Here is a 26,680-nt window from a genome sequence, read left to right as displayed (position 1 = left end):
TTAAAAAACCCCCGGCCGTTAGGCCGCATGCTGACGCCTGTACTCGACTGGCGTCAGCTTATTTAATTTGATTTGCAAACGCTCCTCATTGTAAAAACGAATGTACTCCTCAATTCGTCTTTGCGCCTCATCCAAACTTCGAATATCATAAGGATAGAGAGCTTCTGCCTTTAAGTGCGAGAAGAAACTCTCCATAGGGGAATTGTCTAAACAATTGCCCCTTCGGGACATGCTGATTCGGGCGCCAACCTTTTGCAGCATGTCGTGGTATGCATGGGACGTGTACTGGAAGCCTTGATCGCTGTGTACGATCAGTCCAGTCACGTCCTTATGCTTTTCAAATGCTTTCCGAAACGTCTCTAGGACAAGGACATTGTCATTGTGTAAGCTCACATGGTGCGCCACGATTTCGTTGTGAAACAAGTCTTTAATCGTAGATAAGAAGATACGTTGATCTCCTACACGAAACTGGGTAACATCGGTGACCCACTTCTGGTTCGGTTTCTCGGCTGTGAAGTCACGCTTCAACAAATTTTCGGCAACACGACCATCTGATTCAGCCGCTCGATACGTGCTCCGATACGCTCGTTTGCCACGAATAATGGCTTTCAGCCCAAGAATTTGCATGAGCCGTAACACCTTCTTATGATTCACAACCTTGCCGTATTGACGAAGGAGTTCCGCTTGAATTCTTCGATACCCATATATTCCTTTTCGTTCATCATAGATGGTTTGAATCTGCTGTTTCAGTTCTCCGTCTCTATCCCACTCCTTCTGTGCAAGATATCGATAATACCCACTCCTCGATACACCAAGAAGTTTGGAGAGTTCGGTAATCGGGTACAATGCTGCCACATTCTCCATCACACGATACTTTTTTCTTACACCTCCCGCATCCAGATTTCCAAACACTTTTTTAGAATTTCGTTCTCCCGTTTCAATTTTTTCACATGTCGATCTTGATCGATGTACTCTGGACGTCGTCCACGCTGATCCAAAAGACCGAACTCCCCAAGTTGTTTGTATTTCCGCATCCATTTTTTTACTCGATCCTTATCCTGGATTCCTAAATGCTCAGTGATACGTCTGTATGTCCACTTCTCCTCTACATGCAATCGTATTGCCTCCATTTTCAACGACAAAGGATAATGCTTGAACTTTTGACCTTTGATAGCCATAAAAAATTCACCCCTTAAAGTAACATCGGTTATCCCAAGGGGTTTTTCCAATGTCTACTTTAAGGGGTGCACTCTATTTCATATCGGGGCTGTTTATTTCACTCAATTCTCCACCGCCACGATCGCATCCAGCGCGATGCGCGCTTCTGCCTCAATCGCTTTGGCCGTGGTCTCCGTATGAGGGTTGTACGTTTCCAACAGATCAGCGTCGGCGTACCCATCGATCGCCAGGATGGAACCGGCACGCATGCCTCGGAGCGCAGCAATCACGAACAGGGCCGCATTCTCCATCTCCACGGCCAGCACGCCCGCCTGTTGGTACAGCTTGTGCGGAAACTCCACCACGCCGCTGTAAAACATGTCCATCGTCAGTGTCACGCCCTCGGCCACATGGAGTCCCGTATCGCGCTTCGCGGCTGCGGCGGCCAGCGCATCGACGACGCGGCGGTCGGCCACGGCCGGGAAACCCGGCGGCACCAATTGGCTGGTCAGTCCGTCCCGGCGGACAGCCGCCGTGCTGATCACCAGGCTGCCGGGTTCGATCGTTTTTTGGTAGGAACCGGCCGTTCCGACACGGATGATGGTCTTCACGCCGCCTTTGGCCAGCTCTTCAAAGCAGACGGCCGCCCCCGGCGAGCCGACGCCGTGGCTGACGACGGCCACCGCCGTGCCGTTCCACGTTCCCGCATAACTGTGGTATTCCCGGTTTTCCCCGATCGCCTTGCTCTCGTCCAGCAGGGCGGCAATGCGGGCTGCCCGCTTCGGATCGCCGCAGACGATCGCGCGCTTTGGCAGGTTTTCCGGATCAACTTTCAGATTGGGCAGCATCATCAATCAAACTCCTTTTTCTCCCATTCGTCTTCCGGAATCGGCAGGGCTTCGCCGGAGAAACGCTCTTCGCGAAACGGGTCTCCGTTCAGATGAAAACCGTTTTGCTCCCAGAAGCCAGGGTTGTTTTCGTTCAAGAATTCGATTCCGCGCAGCCATTTCACGCTCTTCCAAAAGTAGAGGTGCGGCACGATCAGCCTTAGCGGCCAACCGTGCTTGTCCGTCAGCGGCGCTCCGTCAAAGGAGTGGGCCAGCAGCACGTCGTCTCGTTCCAGGTCGGCCAGCGCCGCGTTTGCCGTATAGCCGTAATCGCCGTGCAGCATCACATACCTGCCCCGCGGTGTGACACCGGCTGCTGCCAGGAAGTCGCGGAAACGAACGCCGGTAAACCGGTTGTCAAACCGGGACCAGCGGGTGACGCAGTGAATGTCACAGGTGATCGTCGTCTGCGGCATCGCCATGATGTCGGCATACGAGAGCGTTACCTCCCGATCGACTTCCCCGAAGACCCGCAGCGTCCACGTCTCCAGGTCGTAGACAGGCACCTCCCCCTCATGCAGGATCGGAAACCGCTCCGTCAGCACCTGTCCCGGCGGCAGCCGCCGAGCCAGGGCCGGATCGACCGCGGGCACCCTCATCCGTTTGATCCGCTCTGCCTTGTTCATCTTCCCGTTTCCTCCCAGGTCAGTCCGTCTTTTGTCTAGCGAGCACTCTGCTGGCTGGCGGTGCTTGCGGCTGTGCCCTTGTCCTTGAGGAAGAACATCGCCGCAATCGTCAGTACATAGGGCAGCATCGCGGTAAACTGCGTCGGCAGCGAAAAGCCCTGCAGCCGGATACTGAGCGCGTCCATCAATCCGAACAGCAGGCTGGAGGCGAGAATGCCCAACGGGTGAGACTGCCCCAACATCATTGCCACCAGCGCGATAAAGCCGCGCCCCGCCGTCATGCCTTCGGTAAACATGGTCACCTGCCCAAGCGATAACTGGGCCCCGGCCATGCCGCAGAGAACGCCGCACAACACCACGGCCAGCACCTGCAGGCGCGTCACCTTCAGGCCAAGGCTGCGGGCCGCTACCGGATTCATCCCGGCCGCCAGCACACGGAAGCCGGTCACGGTGTGGGCAAAGAACAGGTGCAGCAGCACCGCCGCCAAAAAGGCCGCGTAGACCAGCGGCGAATGCCCCGACAGGATGTCCCCCAGCACGGGGATGTCTGCCACCCAGGGAATCCGCCACTGCGGCAGCCCGGCCATGTCCTTGTCGTAAAACGCCCCTTTCACGCCGAAGACGGCGCGCAGCGCAAACGTGGTCAACCCCAGCGCGAGGAAATTGATCGCCACGCCGACGATGATTTCATTTGCCTTCAGTCCGATCGTCATGTAGGCAAACAACAGCGAAAACAGCACGGTGACGGCGGCGGCAAACAGCACAGCCAGCGGCAGGCTGCCGGTAAAGTGATTGCCGACGATGGCGGAAAACGCTCCGACCAGCACCAGCCCCTCCAGCCCGACGTTGAAGATGCCCACCCGGGCGCACAGCGCGCCGCCCAGTGCCGCCAGGAGGATCGGAGTCACCATCCGGATGGTGGAACTGACAAGTGCTCCATCAAACAACTCCATGCGACTCCCTCCTCTTGCTCTTGCGGTTTTTCCACCAGTCATGACTGATTTTGGCGGAGATAAACAGAATCAGCACGGCCTGGATGACGCTGGCCAACTCCAGCGGTACCTCGGTGTTGCGCTCCACGCCCATCGCACCCGTCTGCAGGGCGGCCAGCAGTATCGAGGTAAACACGACGCCGATCGGGTGGCAATTGGCCAGCAGCGTGGCCATCAGGCCCGTCCAGGCATACCCGGGGACGGTCAACGCGCCGTCGACGTACCGGTAATGCGCCCCCAGCACTTCCACGGTGCCGGCCAGCCCGGCCAATCCTCCGCTGGCAAACATCGCCACAAGCATCACCCGATCCTTGTCAATCCCGCCGTATTGGGCAAACAACGGATTGTGTCCGAGCATCTTCACCTCGTAGCCAAACGGGGTGAACCGGACGATCCAGAACAACGCCAGAGCAGCAGCCAACGCCATCAGAAAGCCGGCGTGTACGCTCATGCCGGCAAACAGCTTGGGCAGCCAGACGCTCTTTTCCAGCATGGACGTCTGAGCCAGCGCTGCCGAGCCTGTCTTGTCCTGAAACGGTTCACTCACCAAATACCCGGCAAACAGGACGGCGATGTAGTTGAGCAGCAGAGTGGTGATGAGCAGTTGGACGCGAAACTTCGCCTCCATGTACCCGGCCAAAAGCGACCAGAGACCGCCTGCGGTCACACCGGCCGCCAGCGCGGCCAGCATTTTCACCAGTCCGGGACCGGGCAGGTACAGTCCGACCAGCGTCGCGCAGATCGCCCCCAGCACCATCTGCCCCTCGGCGCCCAGATTAAACACCCCGGCGCGAAACGCCAGCGACAGCCCCAGCCCGATCAGCATTATCGGGGTGGACCGGGCCAATGTGGAGGCAAAGGAGTAGTAGCTCCCAAACGCTCCTTTCCACATCTGCTGGTAGGTATCCAGGATCGATTCGCCTACCGCGCTGATGACGACTGCTCCCGTCAACAAGCCGATCACCACCGCCAACAGCGGCTGGACCAGCGGTTTACACAGCTTTTTGACCGCTTCCATGGATGCTTCCTCCTGCCATCAACACGCTGATTTTCTCTTCCGTCGCCTCCGACCGCTTCAGTTCGCCGACGATTCGTCCCTTGTACATGACCAGAATTCTGTCAGACAGCGCCAGAATCTCCGACAGCTCCGACGAGACGAGCAGGATTCCATCGCCGCTGTTTCGCTTTTCGATCAGCGCCTGGTGGATGTGTTCCATAGCCCCGATGTCCACGCCGCGCGTCGGCTCGGCAGCGACCAACAGCGGCGTCTGTTGCCCCAGCTCGCGGGCGACGATCAGTTTTTGCAGATTGCCGCCGGACAGGTTGCCCGCCTGCTCCTGCAGGTGCCGGGAACCGGTCTTAATGGCAAAACGCTCCACCCACTGCTCCACCACGCGGCGAAACGCGTCCCGCAAAATGACGCCGCGACGGCTGAACGCCGGTTTGCGCTGGTAGCCCATCAAGGCGTTTTCCTCCACGCTCTCCTGCTTGGCCGTTCCCCACAGGTAGCGGTCTTCCGGGACATGGGCCACTCCCGCTTCACGTATGGCTGCCACAGGACGGTTGGTGACGTCCTTTCCGCCCAGCAGCACCCTGCCCGCCGTGACCGGCCGCAGTCCGGTGATGGCTTGCAGCAGCTCCGACTGGCCGTTGCCCGAGACCCCGGCGATTCCGACGATTTCCCCGTGGTGCACGGTAAATGTAACGCTGTCCACGATCGTCTGCCGGTCGGAAACGGTCAGGTTTTCCACCTGCAGGAGGGGCCTGCCGTCCAGGCTCACCCGCTCACTCAACGGCTGCAGGTCACGGCCCACCATCAGCCGGGCCAGTTCGTCCACGCTGGTCTCCTGCCGGGAAACGGTCCCGGTCACCCGGCCGCCGCGCAGCACGGTGATTCGGTCGGCCACCTCCATCACTTCCTTGAGCTTGTGCGTGATCAGGATGACGCTCTTGCCGCTCTCCGCCAGGTGGCGAATCGTCTGCAGCAGTTCCTTTACCTCCAGCGGTGTCAGGACAGCGGTCGGCTCGTCCAGTACGATGATGTCCGCTCCCTGGTACAGCACCTTGAGAATTTCCACGCGCTGCTGCTCCCCGACCGAGCATTGCGATACACGGGCGGTCACGTCAATCGGGATGCGGTAGCGCTCACTGAGGGCCCGCACCGCCTCCACCGCATCCTTGCGCCGGAACAGGCCGGCACGCTGCGGTTCATAGCCGATGACGATGTTCTCCATTACGCTGAAATCGGGAAACAGCATGAAGTGCTGGTGCACCATCCCGATGCCGTGTCGGATCGCGTCGTCGGGGCCGCGAAAGACCACCGGGCGGCCGTTTAGCACGATCTCCCCGGACGTCGGCTGTTCCATGCCGTACAGCATCCGCATCAACGTGGTTTTGCCGGCGCCGTTCTCCCCGACGATGGCGTGGACCTCGCCAGCCCCCAGCGTGAACGATACGTTGTCGTTGGCCGTAAAATCGCCGTATCTTTTCGTCATGTTGCGCATTTCCAGACGGTACGTCATCCCGCTCTTCCCTCCTTTTTCCTGTTGGTCCCATTCAACAGGAAACCGACTACCGCAGTAGTCGGTCGCCGTCTCGTTTACTGCTGCAGCGGATCGGGCACCTTGCGCGTACCCGCCACGATCTCATCCCTGATCGCTTTCACCTTGTTGATGACCTCCTCACCGATGAACGGATGCAGGGGCGTCTCGCTTTCGCGCGTGACGTAGGTGACGCCGACGCCGTCTTCCTTCAGGCCGTACGTCTGCACGCCCGGTTTCAAGCTGCCGTTTACAAACGCCTTTACCGTTTCATAGGCGGCCGTGTCGGTCCCTTTCAACTGGGACAGGACGATGTGTTCCGGATCGATGCCGGTGCGGTCGACGTCCTGGCCGGAGGTGTAGAAGCCCTTTTCCTTGGCTGCTTCAAACACGCCAAGGTCGCCGACAGCAGCAGCTCCGTAGACAAAGTCTGCTCCCTTGTTTGCCTGCAGCAGGGCCAGCTCCTTGGCTTTCGCCGGGTCATTAAAGCTGCCGACGTAGTTGACGAAGACCTCTGCGTTCGGATTGGTCGCCTTCAGTCCCTCCTGGAAGCCGACCGTCCACTTTTTCAAAAGCGGAATGTCCATCGCCGCGACGATCCCCACCTTGTTGGTCTTGGTCGCCAGGCCGGCAGCTGCTCCCATCAGATAGGAGGCTTCATGTTCGCGAAATACCACGCTGCTGACATTGGGCAAGTCCACGACAGTATCGATGATGGCAAACACGCGGTCCGGGTTTTCCGCCGCCACTTTTTTCAGCGCATCCTCCGATTCAAACGACGACGTAATGATCAAATCGTATTGCTCGGACACGGCCGCGCGGATGTTCTCCTCGATGGCGAAATGGTCGGTCGACTCGATGGTTTTGACGTCGACACCAAATTCCTGCGCCGCTTTCTTGGCACCCTCGTCCATCTGCTGGAAAAACGGGTTGACCCCGATCTTCTCCGGCAAGATCAGCGCGACCCGCTTCTTCTCGGCGCCTTCATGGCCGCCGGCTTGTCCCTCCGGTGCACCGCCTCCCGCCGCACATCCGGCCAACAGTACGGCAAACGTCGTCAATGCCAACAGGTACTTTTTCATGCTGTTCTCTCCTATCTAGTAAAAAAGTTTTTTACTCCCATACCGGTAATTTACGGGTTTTTTTCGAAAGTTTCAAGGCAAAACACGAATATTTTAGTAAACATACACCATAAACGTTCGATATATTCCCCCTTTTCCCAGGAAGGCGCACCTGATGATGGTATGAAAAAAACTCTTCCTAGAGGAAGAGTTTGCCAAGTTGCGCCAACCTCTTCCTCATCTGTCAAAACCCGAGGGTTTTGCAGGAATTGGCACCTTTCTGTACCGGGGTACAGTGGTTGCCGGGCTTCATCGGGCCAGTCCCTCCGCCTCTCTTGATAAGGTAAGGTGAATCCGCTATCCAGTTGTAATGTCTCTAATTCTAGCAAAAGGTTCTTACATTGCAAATGATTTTTTTGTCATTTCAAAACATTATGTTTGTTGGTCTCGAAACGACTGCTGCAATCTGCGCGACAGCGCGTTCAGTTCGCCCAGTTCTTCCGTGATTTCCCGCACCTTTTGATGCTGATTTTCCGCCGTGGCAAACAGCTCTTCCAGATTGGCCACCGATTGTTCCGTCACAGCCGTAATCGTCGACATCTCGGCGGCCACTTCACCGGAGCGCAGCTTTACCCTGTCCATGCTGGAGCGCACGTGCTCGACGGCCTGCAGGAACGATTCCATTCCGGCCCGAACCGTCTCGATCGAGGTGACAGTCTGGACGGCCAGCTCCTGTCCCTTGGCCACCGACGATTCCCCGTTGCTCATGTGGCGCACGGCGTTTTCGCTCTCCTTGTGCAGCGACTGCAGGATTTCGGCAATCTCCTGGGTAGCGGTAGCGCTTTGTTCGGCCAGTTTTCGCACCTCGTCGGCCACCACGGCAAAGCCGCGTCCGTGTTCCCCGGCCCGGGCCGATTCGATCGCCGCGTTGAGCGCCAGCAGGTTGGTCTGGGTCGCAATCTGGTTGATCGTCTGCACGATCTCCTCCACCCGGTTGGCCTGCCGATTCAGCTCGCGGATGGTGGACGAGGCCACATTGACCGCCTGCACGATCTGCTCCATCTGATGCGACAGCTCGTTCATCATGCCGATGCTCTCGGTGAGGCGGCGGTTGTTCTGATCGGCCTCCGCCTTCATCGCGTTGGCCTGTTCGTTGACCGCCACGATCTCGTGGTCGATCGACTGGACTTCCTCCTCGATCTTCACCGTGGAGTTGGCCTGCGCCTCCATCCCCGTGGCCACTTCGCGGAACGCAACCATCATCTCGTCCGTGTTCCGCTTGGTCGTCTCCGCGTGCTCATGCACGTGCTCCGACGTGCGGTCCAACTGTTCCGTCACCATGCGGATGTGGCCCAAAAGCTCCGCCAGCCGCTGTTCTTTTTCCTCTGCTTCCCGCCTCGCCGTCTCCGCTTTGTTCAGCGAGGCTTGTCCGGCCAGACACAGGTAGGTCAAGCCGACGATCATCAATGCGACAGACACGAGGTGCAGGATCAGATTCACTTCTGTCCGACCTTCATCGAACATGTCGTAGAAACCGGTGTAAAACCCGACAAATGTTGCCGCGATCTGGACAATCCCGGCGAAGACGACCAGCTTCCAGTCCAGATAGGCCGCGAGGAAGCCGAGCACGATAAAGGAAATAAACGCCGTCTCCGGATAAGACGTAAAGTGGTCGAATGCGATGGAGTAATACATAAAGCCGATCGCGACCAGGTAGCGAATCACGTAACTGCCTTTGCGGATGAAGTAGTACGGTGAAACAATCAGTGTCATCAGCAGGCCCAGTGATGTCAGCTTCCAGAAGTTCACGTCTTCCTGATACGCGATGATTCCGGCCAGCCACAGATGATTCCAGAGAATAAAAATCATGAAGCCCTCTTTGTTGGTCAAGGTGTTGCGGACCAACTGAAACATGGTCTGAAGCATAATTTCCTCCTTTACTGCTATGGTGAATACAACATTCTTTTGTCATTATATCCTGAAAAATCTTCCAAGTTCTATTGGGATCATGGAGAACATGTGAAAAAAGTTCTAACGCGCCCGTAGTTCCGCCGAATCAGAAACGCGGTTTGCCATGACCATTTGGCCCCTCTGACGAATAGGCTAAAGCAGGATCACATTTCTCAAGAAGGGAACGGGAACGCCATGGAAATGAATCAACTGCCGACCACCGTGCTGACCCGCACGATCAGCCGCCCGAACGTAACCATTTATTACCCGCAGGTGGCCGGTTTGGCCAATCGACAGGCCGAACAGAACATCAACCAAACCTTGTCGCGGTACGTGCAGGATTTGATCAACCAGCAGCATGAAAGCCAGGTGCCGGGAACGACGGAAATGCAGGGAAGCTACGAAATCAAAAACAATCAGCGAGGCATCTTCAGCGTCACCCTGAACAACTACGCCTACACGCCTCCGATGGCCCACGGCATGACCTATATGATGTCGCTCACAGCAGATGTGCAGACCGGGCAAGTCTTTTCCCTGCGGGACCTGTTCAAACCGGGCAGCGACTATGTCAAGGTGCTGTCAGACAACATCAAAACACAGATCGCCAATCGGCATATTCCCACCCTGGAGCCGTTCAAGGCGATCAGACCCGACCAGGATTTCTACGTGGCCGACAAGGCGCTCGTCATCTATTTTCAACTGTACGAGATCACGCCGTATTACGTGGGCTTCCCCATGTTTCCCATCTCGGTGTTCGACCTGGAGCCGATTATCAGCGAAACGGGGCCGCTCAGCATCATGGCGACCAACTCGTAGCGTGCGTGGCTTTTTCTCCGGGAAAACAACCAGGCTGCCGACGATGTCGACAGCCTGAATGATTGCCTGGCACCCGGGGCCCGGGTGTGGAGACGGCGGCAGCAGACGGGAAGGCGAGCGGTCTTACTGTGCCGTATACCCGCCGTCAATTACCACGGCCTGCCCCGTCACACCCCTGGCCTTGTCACTTGCCAGAAAGACGGCATATTCGGCAATTTCCTGCACAGACAGCAGCCGCCGCTGCGGGACGAGCGGGTATATGACTTCTTCCATCACGCGTTCCAGCGGGACGTTGCGGGTCTTTGCCAGATCGGCCAACTGATTTTGCACAAGCGGCGTGTCCACGTACCCCGGACACAGCGCGTTCACAGTGATGCCGTGGGCGGCTCCCTCAAGAGCGGCCACTTTGGTCAGGCCGATCACCCCGTGCTTGGCGCTGTTGTAGGCCGCTTTCCCGGCAAACCCGATCAGTCCGTTGATCGAGGCCATGTTGATGATCCGCCCATGTCCCTGACGCTTCATGACGGGAAAGGCGTGCTTGATGGCGATAAACGGCGCCGTGAGCATGATGGAGAGCAGCTTCTCAAATGTGTCGGTCGGGAAATCCTCGATCGGCGACACAAACTGCATCCCCGCATTGTTGACCAGGATGTCCAGCCGGCCAAACGTCTCCACGCTCTTCTCAATGCTCGCCTTGAGCTGGCCTTCATCCGTCACGTCACAGCCTGCTCCCAGGGCTTCCCCCCTTCGCCCCTGAGCTGCTCGGCCGCTTTTTCCACGGCCTCCCGGTTGAGGTCCAGCAGCAGCACCTTGGCTCCTTCCCGGGCAAACGTCCGGGCGATTTCATATCCGATCCCGCTTGCTGCACCGGTGACCAGTGCGACTTTTCCTTCCAGCAGCTTGTTCACGATGACACACTCCTTCTTACCAATTGGTACCCAAAACGACTTCGCCCCGGTTGCAGGATGGACCTAGACGAAAAGCGAAGCGGCGATTGCCAGAATAAAGACAGTCAGCGTCTTCAACACAGTGATCGCAAAAATGTCCTTGTAGGACTGGCGGTGCGTCAGCCCCGTGATTGCCAGCAGGGTAATGACGGCTCCGTTATGCGGCAAGGTATCCATCCCGCCGGAAGCCATCGAGGCGATCCGGTGCAGAAGCTCCGGACTGATGCCGGCCGCCTGCGCCAGCTCCAGGTACTGTTTTCCCATCACTTCCAGCGCAATGGACATGCCGCCAGACGCCGATCCGGTAATCCCCGCGAGCACGTTGACGGCCACGGCTTCGGAAACCAGTGGATGGCTGCTGACCCCGAGAATCCATTCTTGAATCAGCTTGAAACCGGGCAGCGTTTTAACCACGTTGCCGAATCCCACCTCGGACGCCGTGTTGAAAATGGCCAGCAGAGCCCCCATCGCGGCGGTGGTCAAACCGGAGGCGAGCTTGGTTTTCACCTGGTTCAGATTGATCAGCACCGCAGCCAGGATGCCGATGCTCAAGGCGATGATCAGCGCCCAGGAGGAGGCGACGTTCTTCACCTTGTCAATGTTGTAGTTGTCCTTCAAAAGCTGCGGGTCGTACCACGTCTCCACGCTCAGAAACCCTCTGCTGAACAGGTAGTTGGACACCAGGACCAGCACCAACGGGAGCACGGCCAGCCAAATGTTCATGTAGGTTTGCTCCCGGTTGAGCTCCGGTTCGTTGATGTGGCCTTCTCCGTATCCCTCGCCGGCTGCGGCTGCCTGTTTGCGCCTGCGCTCCAGCCAGAAGAGGCCGCCGCTAAAGACCATGACGGCACCGATGATCCCGACCAGCGGAGCGGCGTACGCATCGGTCCCAAAATAGTTGGTGGGGATGATGTTCTGAATCTGCGGCGTACCGGGAAGCGCATCCATCGTGTAGGTAAACGCGCCGAGGGCAATCGCGCCCGGAATCAGCCGTTTTGGGATGTTGGCCTCGCGAAAAATGGCGGCGGCAAACGGGTACACCGCAAACGCCACGACGAACAGCGAGACGCCGCCATAGGTCAAAATGCTGCAGGCCAGCACGACAGCCAGAATCGCCCGATTGGAACCGAGCGCCTTAACGATCGACTGGGCGATGGATGCGGCCGCTCCGTTCATTTCCATCACCTTGCCAAAGATCGCGCCCAACAGGAAGACGGGAAAGAACGATTTTACATAGTTGGCGGCGTTGGTCATGAACGTCTCCGTGTAGCTGGGCATCAGCGCAAGTCCCGACAGAACAGCGGCCAACAGGGTAAAAATCGGCGCAAATACGATGACGGGATAGCCGCGGTAGGCAAAAAACATCAAGAGTCCCAACGAGACGAGAATCGCCAACACTTCGATAACCATACCATTCTCCTTTCCTGCCCCTCACCCAAACGCCGAGTCCCGTCCGCTACGTTACAACGCAGCGGATGACAGGACGCGCAGATTGGGGGAGACAATCAGCTCAGGCTCGGTACGCGCTTGAATATCAGCCGGGGAATAGCCTTCAACTACCTCTACCAGTTCCAACCCCTGCGGCGTGACGTCAAGGACGGCACGATCCGTAATGATGCGGTGAACCACCTCTTTGCCGGTCAGCGGCAGGCGGCAGTTTTTCAGGATTTTCGGCTCGCCGTACTTGTTTACATGCTCCATGATCACGACGATCTTCTTGGCTCCATGCACCAGGTCCATGGCGCCGCCCATTCCCTTGACCATCTTGCCCGGGATCATCCAGTTGGCCAGGTCCCCCCGCTCGGAGACTTCCATCGCGCCCAGGATGGCGACGTCGATGTGGCCGCCGCGAATCATCGCGAACGATTCCGCGCTGTCAAACAGACAAGCGCCGGGAATCATCGTGATCGTCTCCTTGCCGGCGTTGATGCAGTCCGGGTCCACCTCGTCTTCCGTCGGATACGGTCCGATTCCGAGCAGCCCGTTTTCTGACTGCAGCACGACCTGTTTGTCCGCCGGAATGTAGTTGGCGACCAGTGTGGGAATCCCGATTCCCAGGTTGACGTAGAAACCGTTTTCAATTTCCTGCGCGGCCCTTTTGGCAATCTGTTCTCGCGTTAACATCAGGACAGCTCCCTCCTAGCTTCTCACCGTACGTTTTTCGATGCGTTTCTGATAGTTCTCACAGCGAATGATCCGCTGCACGTAAATGCTGGGGGTATGAACGGCGTCCGGGTCCAGTTGGCCCACGTCCACCAACTCTTCCACCTCGGCGATGGTGATCGCCCCGGCAGCGGCCATGATCGGATTGAAGTTGCGGGCTGTCTTGTTGTAGATGAGATTGCCCAGCTTATCTCCCTTCCAGGCTTTCACCAGGGCAAAATCGGCCCGAAGCCCCGTTTCCAGTACGTATTCCTTGCCGTTGAACGTGCGGACTTCCTTGCCCTCCTGGATGGGGGTGCCGACGCCAGCCGGGGTGTAAAAGGCCGGAATGCCGGCGCCCCCTGCGCGAATTCGCTCCGCCAGCGTCCCTTGGGGAACCAGTTCCACTTCCAGCTCTCCGGACAAAAACTGCCGCTCAAACTCCTTGTTTTCTCCCACATAGGACGAAATCATTTTTTTGATCTGCCTGTTCCGCAGGAGAATCCCCAGACCCCAGTCATCCACGCCGCAGTTGTTCGAGATGACGGTGAGATTCTTCACCCCTTTTTCGTACAGGCCCATGATCAAATGTTCCGGGATGCCGACCAGGCCAAAACCGCCCACCATGATGGTCGCCCCGTCTGTGATGCCAGCCAGGGCCTGTTCAATCGATTCACATACGCTCACGTTTCGCACTCCTCCCAAGACAAATGGATGAAATCGCTTTCATCATTAATGCAGGGATTGTGCCAAACTGTCGAACTTTTTGCAAAAACTTGTCGCAAGCAGGATTCTACGTGTTCCGCGGTCGTGACCGAAACACTCGTATTGGCGGGATCATTCCGAAATTTCGGAAAGTGTCGTCCATGTTTTTGGAAAACGCCCTTTCGAAAAAATACAACGCAATCCCGGCGGAAGTGTGATGGCATCAACATCTGCGTTTTCTGCGACTACACGAAATGGCTTCTGCAGGACACAGAAGCCATTTCGCACAAGCAGTTCTCGTTATTTTTTTGCGAATCGTTACTTGGTCATGCCAGCCAATGCCTCGACATCTTCAGGAAGCAGCTTCCATTCTGCCGCTTTCACGTTCTCAATCACCTGCTCCTTGTTTTTGGCACCGGTAATGACCGTGGCTACAGCCGGCTTAGCCAGCAGCCAGTTGACGGCGACTTGCGCCAGCGGCTTGCCATAACGATCTGCGACGGCGCGCATTTTCTCCACTTTCTCCACGTTTGCTTCAAATTCACCGTCTTTGAACAGCGGATTAAACTGACGCCGTACATCTTGTTCGGAAATCTTCGTTTCTTTGGTGAACTTCCCTGTCAGCAGCCCTTGCGCCAGGGGGCTGTACGGAATGAATCCCATGCCGACACGCTCCACGTACGGATACTCGGCTTTCTCCACGCTGCGCTGGAGCAGGTTGTATTGGGACTGTAGCGAAACGACATGAGCGTATTTGCGGGCTTCCTCCATTTGTTCCATGGAGAAGTTGGATACGCCGATGTAACGTACTTTGCCGCTTTGGACCAGTTCGTTCAGCGTTTCCATCGTTTCCTGGATCGGTGTCCTGTCATCCGGCCAGTGCACCTGATACAGGTCAATGTAGTCGGTGTCCAGGTTTTTCAGGCTTTCATCAATCTCGCGCAGGATGTTTTTGCGGCTGACATCCTTCACCAAACCGCCCTTGTCATCCCAGACAAGACCAAACTTCGTGGCGATGATGACCTTGTCGCGCACCGGTTTGAGCGTTTTTCCCAGGATGCGTTCCGATTCACCGTATCCATAGAAAGGTGCCGTGTCAAAGAAGTTCACGCCCAGATCGTACGCGGTCTGGATCGCTTCCACGATCGACCGTTCCTCAACATCGCCCCACCCTGTTTTTCCAGCGGCCCAGGCGCCAAATCCAATCACCGACGTAAACAGTTCACTGTCTCCCAATCGTCTTTTTTCCATGATTCTTCCTCCTCATTTTGCTGTTTGCTGCTGAAACGCTGGCAGTACGTATTCGGCCAACTCGTGCAGGACTTCCGGAATCGGGCGCTGCGAGTGGCGAAAATGAAACGCGATGTGCGCAACCCCAATCTCCTCAAGCTTTTGCAAATGGCGAATGAGTTCGTTTCTGCCAATCGTGGCCCCGAACTTAAACGGCTCTGCCGGGTGGTCCGGATCCTCGTGGAGATCCAGATGATACGCGGAAATATACGGTTTCCGCTCTGTTATGCCATGGTCCTCATGCGCTTTGATCCACTCGGCCATCTGCTGTTCAGTCGCTGCGATTCCTCGGGGATAGTTGAACCACGCATCCAGATGCTGAACGATCCAGTCCAGTGTTTGCGTCCCCCGCCCCGCCATGACGAGCGGGATCGTTGCTTGAACCGGCTTGGGGAGCAGATCGAGCTCGTTGTCTACCAACATCTGATCCCGGTTCCACGCATGCCTGATCATGCGGACGCTTTGGCGGAAGATTTCCCCTTTCCGCTCAGCTTCCACCCCGAACAGCGGAAACTCCACCGGGCGGTCTCCGGTAGCAATCCCCATCACGAAACGCCCTCCGGACAGCTGGTCAACAGTGGCAGCGGCTTTGGCGACATGATACGGATGGCGCAGCGGGAGCACAATCGCCCCCGTGGCCAGGATGACCTCATTCGTAATGGCAGCGAGATATCCCAAATACGCAAAGGGGTCAAACAATTGAGCGGCATCGCCAAAACGATGGGGATCAAAAATGGGCACATCCCGCAGCCACATCGATGTAAAGCCAAGCCGATCCACCAATCGGGCATACTCCGCATGACGCTCCATGTTCGGAACACCGAAGGGACGTCCCTCTTGTTCCGCTTGTTTGAGTCCCGCCGGTGACCAGTCGGTATCCAGGGGAAGCTCAACGCCAAATGTCATGCGCCGCGACGGAATCATTTTCTTCAATGCCGTCATACCCAAGTGCACCACCTCCTTTCTCATACGTTTCTCATGCGATGGAATCAACGCGGCTGCTTCGCTCCAGAACCATGCTCCACCGGGAGAGAACCACGGCTCCCGCCACCATCAAGGCACCTACCCAAGAAGTATGGAGGAGCCCCAGTGAATCGGTGACGATGCCACCCAGGTAAGACCCGATCGCAATGCCAGCATTGAATGCGGCAATATTAATGGCAGAAGCCACATCAACTGCAGACGGCACGTACTTCTCAGCCAACTGGACCACGTACAACTGCAGTCCCGGAACGTTCATGAAGGCAAACAGTCCCATCAAAATGATCGTGACAAGTCCCACCCCCATGTACGGTGCGGTAAACAGCAGCAGCAGCAGCACAATCGCCTGGATAATAAACATGTAGAACAGCGATCGGATGGGATTGCGATTGGATGCTTTGCCGCCTATGATGTTGCCGATTGCGATCGCGCCCCCGTAGACAAGCAGGATGATGCTTACCGTGCCGGCTTGAAATCCCGTAATCTCCTGCAGAATCACAGAGAGATACGTAAAGACGACAAACGTCCCGCCATAACCCAGCGCCGTAATAATGAAGACAAGAAGCAAGCGGCCGTTTGTAATCAGTTTCCATTGATCCGCGAATGTGGTGGGTGCACCCTGACGGAGACGAGCCGGAACCAAAAGGGCGTTGGCCACCAGTGCAAGCAGACCAATCGCGGCAATTCCCGCAAAGGAATAGCGCCAGCCGAACGTTTGCCCGATAAAGGTTCCAAACGGCACACCTGTCACCATGGCCACCGTCAGTCCGGTGAACATGAACGCGATGGCGCTCGCCCGCCGATCCTCCGGAACCAGATCAGCCGCAATCGTCGACCCGATGGACATAAACACCCCGTGGGAAAAGGAGCAAATGACTCGGGCGAGGAGCAGAATCTCAAAGCTCGTGGCAGTGGCGGCGATACTGTTCCCGATTACAAATACAATCATGATCCACATCAGCAGCGTCTTTCTGGACATCGCTGAGGTCAGGGACGTCAATATCGGGGCGCCAAACGCCACTCCCAGGGCATAGAGAGAAACGGTGAGCCCAGCGGTGGTGACGGAAACGTGCATATCCTCCGAGATGGATGGAAGCAAGCCCACGCTGATAAATTCTGTTGTCCCAATGGCAAAGGCGCTGATGGCCAGCGCAAGCAGGGCAAAGAAACCATGGTGCTTTGTCCCGTTGCCATTGGCGTGAGAATGATTGAGTACAGCCATAAATGGCAACCTCCTTGAACTGAAATAATTGTATGTCGATAGGAAAAATAGGTATTACGCTGACAAACAGTGAACCCGGAGTCATCCCTCCTGTCTGTTGTCAGGATTTCTTATCGACAACGACATATCGTATTATGTAACATATAGGACAGCATAGAAAGTACGTACTTTTTTGTGCCATTGTTACTGTTTAGTGCTATAGGCACCTTTCAGTAATATAAGCAACAAATTGTAACTGAGCTGATACAAGGAGAGGTGATAGCGCATGAAAAAGGCGGAAAAAACGTACAACATTCCGGTGGAAGCGACATTGGAAGTCATCGGCGGCAAGTGGAAAACGGTGATTCTCTGCCATTTGACCCATGGGCCGATGCGCACGAGCGAACTGAAAAAAGCCATGCCTGCCATCACGCAAAAAATGCTGACTCAGCAGCTCCGCGAACTGGAGGAAGATGGCGTCATCAACCGCATTGTGTACAACCAGGTTCCGCCGAAAGTGGTCTATGAACTGAATGAATTCGGGTGGACATTGAAGCCTGTCCTGGATCAGTTGTGCACATGGGGGGAGGAGTACATCAAAAAGGGACAAGCCATCAAGAAATAAGAAAAAAGCAGAGGTGTCGGAAAACAGGCGTTCCCGACCTCTGCTTTTTAATTTGCCTTATCGTTCCGCCGGGCGTCAGATGTGCGTATCCGTTGTCCGGACCGCTTACACCAATTTGTCCCGGTTGTATTTCTCCCATTTTTGATAGAAGCTGGACTTGCTGATCCCGAGGAGTCTCGCTGCTTCCAGCTTGTTTCCGGAAGCCGCCTCCATCGCCCGCATGATCGCCTCCCTTTCCGCCGCGATTAACGTCTCCTTCAAGGGACGAACCGGTGAAACAGGGAGAGGCTTTCCCGATCCGGGCAGCCAGATGTGCTCCTTTTTCAGCACGTCCCCATCCATCAGATGGACCGCCCGCTCCAGGACATTGCGCAGTTCCCGCACGTTTCCCGGCCAGGAGTGGCTGCGCAGCACGTCCCACACCGCATCGTCAATCTCCCGCACGTGGACGCCGGTTGTCTCGACGATCTGCTTGAGCAGGGTGGAAACGAGCTCCGGCAGATCCTCCAGCCGTTCCCGCAGCGGCGGAATGTTCAGGGACACCACGTTTAGCCGATAGTACAGGTCCACCCGGAATGCCCCCTCGCGAATGCGGCTGGGCAAATCCTGATTGGTGCAGGCGATTACCCGCACATCGATGGGAATCGGCCGGACCCCGCCTACCCGCTCCACTTCTTTTTCCTGGAGCACACGCAGCAATTTTGCCTGCAGCGGCAGCGGCATGTCGCCAATCTCGTCCAGCAAAATCGTGCCGTGGTTGGCCAATTCAAACTTTCCTTTTTTCCCTTTGCGCGCCGCCCCGGTGAACGCGCCCTCTTCGTATCCAAACAGTTCGGACTCCAGCAGCGTATCGGGAATTGCGGCGCAGTTGACCCGGATAAACGGCCCCATTTTCCGCCGGCTCCCCGCGTGAATGGCGTGGGCAAACAGCTCTTTCCCCGTTCCGCTCTCCCCGGTGATCAACACGGTGGAATCGCTCTTCGCCACCTTCTGGCAAAAAGCTTTCAGCTCTTTCATCCGGGGGCTGCGCTCCACGATCTCGTCAAAGTGGTAAATCGCCCCCAGCCGCCGCTGCAGCTCCCGTTTGTAGTAGCTCAGCTCGTCCCGCAGATGATCCACCACCGCCGCCAATCCCGACAATTCCTGCACGTCCTGAAACATCACGGTGCCCAGCGCGGCGATGACCTTCCCGTCCTTCATGATCGGAATGCGGGTGGCAATCATGTTTTGTCCTTTTATTCGATGAATTTCCGCAATTTCAGGCTTGCCCTGCTGCGCCACGATGTGCATCCGCGTGTTCTCGATCACCTCGGTGACGTGGCGGCCGACCACGTTGTCCACGCCCAAAAACTCACGATAACTTCGGTTCATGAGAAGGATCTTCCCGTCTGGATCCGTCACAACTATGGCTTCATATGCATTCTCGAAAACAGCTTCCAGCAGTTCGCCCATGGTTGAGGGATTCTGTTCCGTAAAAGAGCCCTCCCTTCTCCCGATACGTGTGTACTACCAGCCATTATAAAGCAGGTAACGGCAAGGTAGGTACTCCTTTTTCTGAGAAACCCCGGCCGCTGTTGATCGGGGCCCCAATGAACAGAGCCTGCCTCGTTTTTGTCGAGGCAGGCTCAATGCGCTGCGATGCTCAGGCAGCAGACGGATTACGACAGCCGCTTTATGATATTGCGGGCCATCCACACGCCGGCCGCACCGGCCTGGGCCAATCCGCGGGTGATGCCCGCGCCGTCGCCGCCGCAGAACAGCCCCTTGATTTCCGTCTCAAATTCGACCGTCAGCTTGGGACGGGCCGAGTAAAACTTCGCCTCCACCCCGTAGAACAGCGTGTGTTCCGACGCGATCCCCGGCGTTACCTTGTCCAGTGCTTCCACCATTTCGATCAGGCTTTTCATCGTGTTGTACGGCAGGACCAGACCGAGGTCGCCCGGCACCGCCTCTTTCAAGGTCGGCTCCAGAAAACCTTCCTTGATGCGCGTTTCCGTGGAGCGTCTGCCGCGCAGGATGTCCCCGTACTTTTGCACGATGACGCCGCCGTTGGACAGATCGTTGGCCCGTTTGCAGATTTCGCGGGCGTACTCGTTCGGTTTGTCAAACGGCTCGGTAAACTTGTGGGACACCAGCAGCGCAAAGTTGGTGTTGTTGGAGCCGAGCGCCGGATCCTTGTAGGAGTGGCCGTTGGCCGCCATCACCCCGCTGTGGTTTTCCACCACCACGTGGCCGGACGGGTTGCTGCAAAACGTGCGGACCCGCGTCCCCACCGACGTGTTGAAGATGAATTTTCCCTCGTACAGATGCTCGTTGATCTCCCGCATCACCACATCGGACGTCTCAACGCGCACGCCCACGTCCACCTGGTTGTTGTACATTTTCAGGCGGCGTTTTTTCAGGATGCTGGTCAGCCAGGCGGAACCGTCCCGCCCCGGTCCGATGATCACGTGGTCGCTGTGATACTCGTCCCCGTTCTTCAATACCACGCCGGTGACGCGATACCCGTCCTCTTCCTTCACCGTCAGGATATCCTCTACTTCCGTCTTGAACATCATGTCGATTCGCTCGTTCAGGTACTCGTAGATGGACTGCAGAATCTGCAGGTTTTGTTCCGTGCCCAGATGGCGCACCTGCGCACGCAGCAGTTTCAACCCGGCAGCGTACGCGCGCTGCTCGATGCTCTTGATCGTCTCCGTGGTCGGGTCGGTGATCGTCGTCGTCGCCCCGTGCTTCAGGTTGATCTGGTCCACGTACTTGATCAGTTCCAGCACCTGGGACGGACTGAGGTAATCGGTCATCCAGCCGCCAAACTCGGTGGTAATGTTGAATTTCCCGTCGCTGTATGCACCCGCTCCGCCAAATCCGCTGGTAATGGAGCAGGCGGGCAGACAGCCGGCGTACTCCTTTTGCCGGCCGGCGGCGGACACAGCTTGATCTTTTCCTCCAGGATCGGGCAACGCCTGGAGTAGATGTCGTGCCCTTTATCAATCAACAGCACTTTGGCGCCCGGCGCCTTCAGTGTGAACTCATAGCTGGCGAAAATTCCCGCAGGGCCCGCCCCTACGATGATGACATCGTATTTGTTCATGATCGCAACCTCCTCCGTATCGGACAATCCCTTGAAGAATCCCGTTCGCAGAACCGCTGCACAAAAAAATCCTGACCGACGAACGGGTATGTCAATGACACCCATTCGTAGCCAGGAATTTACGGTTCCTTGTAGAGACCCCCAAACCCTATTATTGAGGATATACGAATCGTGCGAAATGTATGCGTATGCGGTTTGACAACACTTTGCATAATAACGCACGATGTTAATCATGTCAACCACTTCGGTTAATTTTATTCGTGTTTCACGAAAAACAGGCGAATAACATGTACAAACACAGTCGTCAGACAACCAAAATCCGAACATTATCAGATGCTCATTTCATCAAGTATAATAGGACGCTGCATGTATAAAAAAAGCGGGATTGCTCCCGCTTTTTCCTTTCACTTATCCGGCTGTTACGACGCCATCGTGTTCTTTGCCTTGTCTTCCTGCCAGCATTCCACCTCAGACAGCCCAGGAATGTTGCTGGCACGGAAAACCGGGTTTTGACCGGACTTCAATTGTTTCGTATAATCGTTCAATGCGGCGAACGCGACTTTTCCCAACAACGCGATCGCAACGAGATTCAACAGCGCCATGAACGCCATAAACAGGTCGGCCAGATCCCAGACGATGCTGATTTTCGCCACGGCCCCAAACATCACCATGCCGACCACAGCCAGGCGGTAGAGTGTCAACCAGGTTTTGTCGGTCTTGATGAACTCGATGTTGGTCTCCCCGTAATAGTAGTTGCCGATGACCGAACTGAAGGCAAACAGGAATACGATTAAAGCGACAAACACACTCGCCCATGCGCCCACATGCGTACTGAGCGCCGCTTGCGTCAGAGCGATGCCGTCCAGCCCCTCTGTCGTGTACATGCCGGACAGAAGCACGATAAACGCCGTCGCGCTGCAAACCACCAGCGTGTCGACAAACACGCCCAGCGCTTGAATCAGCCCTTGTTTGGCCGGGTGGGTCACATCAGCGGTGGCCGCAGCATTGGCCGCGCTCCCCATCCCCGCCTCATTGGAGAAGAGACCGCGCTTGATTCCCTGCATCAGCGCAGCGCCCATTCCGCCGCCGGCAACCTGTTCCAGGCCGAACGCAGATTTGACGATCAGGAGCAGAACGCCCGGCAGTTGGGTGATGTTGGTCACGACCACGTACAGCGCCACCAGGACGTACGCGCCCGCCATGAACGGGACGAGGAATTCGGCGACTTTTGCCACACGCTTGACACCGCCAAAGACGATGAAGCCCGTAATGGCCGCCAGAATCAGCCCCATCACGACAGGAGGAACGCCATACGCCGTCTGAAACGCCTGCGAAATCGTGTTGGCCTGCACGGCATTGAAGACGAGACCAAAGCAGAACGTGATCAGTATGGCGAACAGAATGCCCATCCAGCGCTTTTTCAGCCCTTTTTCCATGTAGTAGGCAGGGCCGCCGCGGAAGCCGCCTTTATCTTTCACTTTATAAATTTGCGCCAACGTGCTTTCCACAAAGGCGGACGCCGAACCGATCAGGGCGATCAGCCACATCCAGAACACCGCACCGGGGCCGCCGACGGAAATCGCCATGGCCACACCAGCGAGATTCCCGGTCCCGACCCGGGATGCGGTGCTGATACAGAATGCTTGAAAGGACGAGATGCTCCCCTTTTTCTTGTCCGTTGCGCCTTCTCCGAGGAGACGGAACATTTCGCCCGCCAATCGGAACTGTACAAACTTTGTACGTAAAGTAAAATAGATGCCTACCACAATCAACAAGGCGATCAAAATCTTGGACCAGAGCAAATCGTTTGTTACCGCAATCATTTTTTCTGATAATTCAAAAAGGAACGACACTAGACCAATCACCCCACAGCCTGAATATATGAATATATCAAAAGTTAATACAAAAGATAGTTTATCACAAAACTTTCAAAAAGAAACCCTGCCAACATATATGTCGCTGCGAGGAAATTACCCCCATCACGACAACAAAAGAACACCCTGTCCTCACCGGACAGAGTGTTCGCTGCGCATACCGGCAGGTGCCGTTACGCCTCCTCCTTCAGCGCCTTCTCCAGAGCAGCGATAGCTTCCGCTTCGTCGGCACCGTCGGCAATCAGCGTAATTTCCTCGCCTTTGGCGACCGCCATGGACATAATGCCCATGATGCTTTTTCCGTTGGCTGTTTTTTCGTTTTTGACAATCTTGATCTCACTGGCAAAGGACGATGCCAGACGCACAAAATTGGCTGCCGGTCTCGCGTGCAGACCGTGCGGCAGCTCGACGACCACTTTCTTTTCGATCATGAATGTACACCTTCCTTACATGCTGTTTCCTGCAAAGGTTTTGCGAACAAATGCTTCCACTTCTTGCGACGTGCTCATCGACAAGATGGTGTCCGTGTAAGCCGCCGCTGCCTCCTTGGACAAGCGGCTGATCTGATAGCGTGCGGGCAGGATGCTGCCGGCGCTCATGCTGAACTCGTCCAGTCCCATGCCCAGCAGAATCGGGATGGCCACTGGATCGCCGGCCATTTCGCCGCACATGCCGACCCACTTGCCTTCCGCATGAGCTGCCTGGATGACGCGGTGGATCAGGCGCAGCACAGCGGGATGATAGGGCTGGTACAGGTAGGAGACGCGCTCGTTCATCCGGTCGGCCGCCATCGTGTACTGAATCAGATCGTTGGTGCCGATGCTGAAAAAGTCCACTTCCTTGGCAAACAGATCGGCGATCATCGCTGCCGCCGGAATCTCGATCATGATGCCCACTTCCAGCTGTTCCGATACAGCGATGCCCTTTTCAAGCAGGGCTTGTTTCTCTTCTTCCAGCACCGCTTTGGCCTGCCGGAACTCTTCCAGGGTGGCAATCATCGGGAACATGATTTTCAGATTGCCGTAAGCGCTTGCCCGCAGCAGAGCGCGAAGCTGTGTCCGGAACAGGTCCTGCTGCTCCAGGCAGAGGCGAATGGCGCGGAATCCCAGGAACGGGTTCATCTCTTGCGGCAGGTTCATGTAGGACAAATGCTTGTCCCCGCCGATGTCAAGGGTGCGGATCACGACGGGCTTTTCACCCATTTGCTCCAGCACCTGCTTGTAGGCCTGGAACTGTTCGTCCTCCGACGGGAAATCATCCCGCCCCATGTAGAGGAATTCCGTGCGGAACAGCCCGACGCCTTCCGCTCCGTTCTCCAGAGCACCGGCCAGATCCTGCACACTGCCGATGTTGGCGGCCAGCTCGACGTGAACGCCGTCCTGGCTGGTGGTAGCGGTATGAACCAGTTTGGCCAGCTCGCTCTTTTGCCGCTCGTACTCAACCTGTTTCTTCCGGTATGTTTCGATCTCTTCCGGCGTGGGGTCGATGATGACAAGTCCTTCATGCCCGTCCAGAATGATCGTCACCCCGGCTGCTGCTTCCTTGGTTACGTCCTTCGTCCCTACCACCGCAGGGATTTCCAACGAGCGGGCCATGATGGCGGAGTGGGAGGTACGGCCTCCGATGTCCGTGACAAAGCCTTTGACATAGCGGCGATCCAATTGGGCGGTATCCGACGGCGTCAGGTCCTCCGCCACGATAATTACCTCTTCCGCCAGATCGCTCGGCGCCGCAAACTTCACGCCCAGCAAATGGCTGAGTACTCGCTTGGTCACGTCGCGAATATCCGCCGCCCGCTCTTTCATGTACTCGTTGTCCATCTGCTCAAACAGCTCGATGAACATCTGCGCCGTCTCATGCAGCGCGCTCTCCGCATTTACTTTTTCCGCAGCAATTTTTCCCTTCACCGTCTCCACCAGTTCTGGATCTTCCAGGACCAGGAGATGGGCTTGGAAAATGGCCGCCTTGTCCGGCCCCATTTCCCTTTCTGCGCGCTCGCTGATCTCCTGCAGTTCTGCCTTCGCCTGTTCCAGAGCATCCGTCAACCGTTTGATTTCGCTCGACGGGTCCTCGATCGAGACCGTTTCGATTTGCAGGTGGGGATTGGTGAGCACAAACGCCTTGCCAATCGCCACACCGGACGATGCGGCAACGCCTACAATTGTTTTGGACACTTGCCCTCTCCTCCTCTCTTAGTTTGTCTTTCTTCTGGCCTGCAACTCCCGGGCGTGGTTCATCACGATGGAAAAGAGGGCGTGATTCACGCGAATGCCGGTATACGTCTTGAGAACGTGTTCCAGTCCGAACTGCTTGATCTCTTCCGTCAATTGGACCGCCTCGGGATCTTCCCGGAAATCAAACAGCAGCGCGGCTGCGATCCCCAGCCCCAGGTGCTCCGGCACGATTCCGTAATCGAAGCACTGCATTGCCGGACCAACCAGCCGGTCTTGCGGCGCCAGTTTGCGAATGGGCGAACGTCCCACGCGCGTCACCTGGTCGGTGATGTACGGGTTGGCAAAACGGCCAAGAATCTTTTCCACGTACGCCTCATGCTGACCCTTGTCAAAGCCGTGTTTGGCGACCAGAAGCGCTCCTGTCTCCTGCAGGGCCTGCCGCGTCGCGCGAAGAATCTCGTCGTCCCGAATCGCTTCATCAATGGCGGCATACCCCATTTGAAAGCCCAGATAGGCAATTACTGCATGCCCCGTATTTACAGTATACAACTTTCTCTCAATGTAGGGGGTCAAGTCATTTACATACGTGACACCTTCGATTTGCGGGATGTCCCCGATGATGCGCGATTGATCGACAGCCCATTCGAAAAACGGCTCCACTGTCACCAGCAGCTTGTCTTCGTGTTTTTGCAGCGGCACGATGCGGTCGACGGCCGCGTTGGGGAAGCCGACCAGCTCCTGTGCCTTTTCCCGGGCTATATCATCCAGCTTTGCGAACACGTGGGTTTTCAGCTGCTCACTGCCGCCGATCATGTTTTCGCACGCGATGACGTTCAGCGGCCGATCGGATTGTGCGATCCGCCGGGTAATGCCCGCCGCGATGGCAGGAGCGATATGGGGCAGCACATTGGGCCCCACAGCCGTGGTGACCAGATCGGCCTTTGCGATCGCCTCGGCGACAGCCTCCGTATCCTGGCCGTGAATGGCGCGGACACCTTCCACGACGGAAACCGGTGTTCCTTCCATCGCCAGTTGCACCGAGTACGCTTTGCGGCTGTTGATCTCATCGACCAGCTCCTGATTGACATCAATGAAGCAGACCTCGTACCCAGCCTGGTGCAGCAGTTGACCGATAAAGCCTCTTCCGATGTTCCCCGCTCCAAAATGAACAGCCAGCATGATTACATCCCCTCTTCAAACAGCGTGATAATCTCTTCTGCCGTTTTCGCGTGAACAACACGGTTGACATTGGCCTCGTCGGAGCAAATTACCGCGATGTTGGACAGAAGCTCCAGGTGTTCGTCACCGACTGCGGCAATCCCGATCAGCAGATACGCCGTGTTTCCTTCCCCAAAATCGACGCCGTCCGGAATCTGCACGACGGAGATGCCGGTCGAGCGAATGGACTCTTTGGATTCGTTGGTGCCGTGCGGGATGGCCACGCCGCTTCCGATATAGGTGGTCACAATCTCTTCCCGCTCGAGCATCTTGTCCACATAGTCCGGCGTGACGTGACCCGCCTTCACCAGCAGCTCGCCAGCCAGGCGGATGGCTTCCGTCTTGTCAGCCACTTTTGCATTCAGCATGATTTTTTCTTTGGATACTACTTTGGTTGCCATA

General features: G+C 56.5%; 23 protein-coding genes, 2 pseudogenes and 2 riboswitches. Of the genes and pseudogenes, 2 read left to right on the top strand and 23 right to left on the bottom strand.

What is annotated here, in order from left to right:
• Positions 1-18: 18 nt before the first annotated feature.
• The 9 genes from Q7F15_RS00655 to Q7F15_RS00615 all read right to left on the bottom strand — a co-directional run bounded on the left by Q7F15_RS00655 (position 19) and on the right by Q7F15_RS00615 (position 9,178).
• Positions 19-864 (bottom strand): IS3 family transposase, encoded by an 846-nt coding sequence (locus Q7F15_RS00655; RefSeq protein WP_230077258.1) that lies wholly within the window; start codon positions 862-864, stop codon positions 19-21.
• A gap of 17 nt (positions 865-881) precedes the next feature.
• Positions 882-1,178: a helix-turn-helix domain-containing protein gene (locus tag Q7F15_RS00650; protein ID WP_171566349.1), complete on the bottom strand. Its 297-nt coding sequence runs from the start codon at positions 1,176-1,178 to the stop codon at positions 882-884.
• Positions 1,179-1,280: 102 nt separating this feature from the next.
• Complete coding sequence (locus tag Q7F15_RS00645; RefSeq protein WP_230077855.1) at positions 1,281-2,006, bottom strand: nucleoside phosphorylase; 726 nt, start codon at positions 2,004-2,006, stop codon at positions 1,281-1,283.
• Positions 2,007-2,008: 2 nt separating this feature from the next.
• Positions 2,009-2,671 (bottom strand): sulfite oxidase-like oxidoreductase, encoded by a 663-nt coding sequence (locus tag Q7F15_RS00640; RefSeq protein WP_230077536.1) that lies wholly within the window; start codon positions 2,669-2,671, stop codon positions 2,009-2,011.
• A 35-nt stretch (positions 2,672-2,706) separates the two neighbouring features.
• Positions 2,707-3,624, bottom strand: coding sequence for an ABC transporter permease (locus Q7F15_RS00635; RefSeq protein ID WP_171563996.1), 918 nt, complete (start codon positions 3,622-3,624; stop codon positions 2,707-2,709).
• On the bottom strand, positions 3,611-4,681 hold the full coding sequence (locus Q7F15_RS00630; protein ID WP_230077537.1) for an ABC transporter permease: 1,071 nt from the start codon (positions 4,679-4,681) through the stop codon (positions 3,611-3,613). Before Q7F15_RS00630 ends, Q7F15_RS00635 begins: the two co-directional genes overlap by 14 nt.
• Positions 4,656-6,185 (bottom strand): ABC transporter ATP-binding protein, encoded by a 1,530-nt coding sequence (locus tag Q7F15_RS00625; protein WP_212133142.1) that lies wholly within the window; start codon positions 6,183-6,185, stop codon positions 4,656-4,658. Before Q7F15_RS00625 ends, Q7F15_RS00630 begins: the two co-directional genes overlap by 26 nt.
• Before the next feature lie 77 nt (positions 6,186-6,262).
• A complete protein-coding gene (locus Q7F15_RS00620) occupies positions 6,263-7,285 on the bottom strand; it encodes a BMP family lipoprotein (RefSeq protein WP_230077538.1) in 1,023 nt (340 codons plus the stop codon).
• A gap of 213 nt (positions 7,286-7,498) precedes the next feature.
• Positions 7,499-7,609: riboswitch (SAM riboswitch) on the bottom strand.
• An 87-nt stretch (positions 7,610-7,696) separates the two neighbouring features.
• Positions 7,697-9,178: a methyl-accepting chemotaxis protein gene (locus tag Q7F15_RS00615; RefSeq protein ID WP_171564195.1), complete on the bottom strand. Its 1,482-nt coding sequence runs from the start codon at positions 9,176-9,178 to the stop codon at positions 7,697-7,699.
• Between the two features lie 231 nt (positions 9,179-9,409).
• Here Q7F15_RS00615 and Q7F15_RS00610 point away from each other — a divergent pair, with 231 nt between their 5' ends.
• Entirely contained in the window at positions 9,410-10,030 is a 621-nt protein-coding gene (locus Q7F15_RS00610) for a DUF3298 and DUF4163 domain-containing protein (protein WP_171563992.1), read from the top strand.
• Between the two features lie 123 nt (positions 10,031-10,153).
• Here the strand turns inward: Q7F15_RS00610 and Q7F15_RS00605 are convergent.
• The 7 genes and pseudogenes from Q7F15_RS00605 to Q7F15_RS00575 all read right to left on the bottom strand — a co-directional run bounded on the left by Q7F15_RS00605 (position 10,154) and on the right by Q7F15_RS00575 (position 17,317).
• Positions 10,154-10,938 (bottom strand): annotated as a pseudogene (locus Q7F15_RS00605) (3-hydroxybutyrate dehydrogenase).
• Between the two features lie 63 nt (positions 10,939-11,001).
• Entirely contained in the window at positions 11,002-12,387 is a 1,386-nt protein-coding gene (locus Q7F15_RS00600; protein ID WP_171563990.1) for a GntP family permease, read from the bottom strand.
• 51 nt (positions 12,388-12,438) lie between these two features.
• Positions 12,439-13,104: a CoA transferase subunit B gene (locus tag Q7F15_RS00595; RefSeq protein WP_304415507.1), complete on the bottom strand. Its 666-nt coding sequence runs from the start codon at positions 13,102-13,104 to the stop codon at positions 12,439-12,441.
• A 12-nt stretch (positions 13,105-13,116) separates the two neighbouring features.
• On the bottom strand, positions 13,117-13,806 hold the full coding sequence (locus Q7F15_RS00590; RefSeq protein WP_304414889.1) for a CoA transferase subunit A: 690 nt from the start codon (positions 13,804-13,806) through the stop codon (positions 13,117-13,119).
• Between the two features lie 336 nt (positions 13,807-14,142).
• Positions 14,143-15,075, bottom strand: coding sequence for an aldo/keto reductase (locus Q7F15_RS00585; protein ID WP_171563987.1), 933 nt, complete (start codon positions 15,073-15,075; stop codon positions 14,143-14,145).
• Between the two features lie 12 nt (positions 15,076-15,087).
• Complete coding sequence (locus Q7F15_RS00580) at positions 15,088-16,056, bottom strand: TIGR03571 family LLM class oxidoreductase (RefSeq protein WP_230077857.1); 969 nt, start codon at positions 16,054-16,056, stop codon at positions 15,088-15,090.
• A 34-nt stretch (positions 16,057-16,090) separates the two neighbouring features.
• Positions 16,091-17,317, bottom strand: a complete 1,227-nt coding sequence (locus Q7F15_RS00575; RefSeq protein WP_304414888.1) for an MFS transporter — start codon at positions 17,315-17,317, stop codon at positions 16,091-16,093.
• A gap of 265 nt (positions 17,318-17,582) precedes the next feature.
• On the opposite strand from Q7F15_RS00575, the gene Q7F15_RS00570 reads away from it, so the two are divergent.
• A complete protein-coding gene (locus Q7F15_RS00570; protein WP_304414887.1) occupies positions 17,583-17,921 on the top strand; it encodes a winged helix-turn-helix transcriptional regulator in 339 nt (112 codons plus the stop codon).
• Between the two features lie 105 nt (positions 17,922-18,026).
• Here the strand turns inward: Q7F15_RS00570 and Q7F15_RS00565 are convergent, their stop codons facing one another.
• From Q7F15_RS00565 to Q7F15_RS00535, 7 genes and pseudogenes are all read right to left on the bottom strand, one after another.
• Complete coding sequence (locus tag Q7F15_RS00565; protein WP_304414886.1) at positions 18,027-19,373, bottom strand: sigma-54 interaction domain-containing protein; 1,347 nt, start codon at positions 19,371-19,373, stop codon at positions 18,027-18,029.
• 206 nt (positions 19,374-19,579) lie between these two features.
• Positions 19,580-21,012, bottom strand: a pseudogene (locus Q7F15_RS00560) (NAD(P)/FAD-dependent oxidoreductase).
• Between the two features lie 88 nt (positions 21,013-21,100).
• A riboswitch (purine riboswitch) is annotated at positions 21,101-21,200 on the bottom strand.
• Between the two features lie 231 nt (positions 21,201-21,431).
• Positions 21,432-22,835 carry an alanine/glycine:cation symporter family protein gene (locus tag Q7F15_RS00555; protein WP_304414885.1) on the bottom strand — a complete coding sequence of 468 codons (1,404 nt, stop codon included), beginning with the start codon at positions 22,833-22,835 and terminating at the stop codon, positions 21,432-21,434.
• Positions 22,836-23,059: 224 nt separating this feature from the next.
• The gene (locus Q7F15_RS00550) at positions 23,060-23,317 is read right to left on the bottom strand and encodes an HPr family phosphocarrier protein (RefSeq protein ID WP_171563978.1); all 258 of its coding nucleotides are present in this window, start codon (positions 23,315-23,317) and stop codon (positions 23,060-23,062) included.
• 15 nt (positions 23,318-23,332) lie between these two features.
• Positions 23,333-25,060 carry a phosphoenolpyruvate--protein phosphotransferase gene (gene ptsP, locus Q7F15_RS00545; protein ID WP_304414884.1) on the bottom strand — a complete coding sequence of 576 codons (1,728 nt, stop codon included), beginning with the start codon at positions 25,058-25,060 and terminating at the stop codon, positions 23,333-23,335.
• Between the two features lie 18 nt (positions 25,061-25,078).
• Positions 25,079-26,239 carry a mannitol-1-phosphate 5-dehydrogenase gene (locus Q7F15_RS00540; RefSeq protein WP_171563976.1) on the bottom strand — a complete coding sequence of 387 codons (1,161 nt, stop codon included), beginning with the start codon at positions 26,237-26,239 and terminating at the stop codon, positions 25,079-25,081.
• 2 nt (positions 26,240-26,241) lie between these two features.
• Positions 26,242-26,679 (bottom strand): PTS mannitol transporter subunit IIA, encoded by a 438-nt coding sequence (locus Q7F15_RS00535; RefSeq protein WP_171564192.1) that lies wholly within the window; start codon positions 26,677-26,679, stop codon positions 26,242-26,244.
• Between the last annotated feature and the right edge of the window lies 1 nt (position 26,680).

This window comes from Brevibacillus aydinogluensis (assembly GCF_961514395.1).
Classification (GTDB): domain Bacteria; phylum Bacillota; class Bacilli; order Brevibacillales; family Brevibacillaceae; genus Brevibacillus; species Brevibacillus aydinogluensis.
The sequence above is the reverse complement of the archived record's forward strand: the minus strand, read 5'-3'. Positions and strand labels throughout refer to the sequence as shown.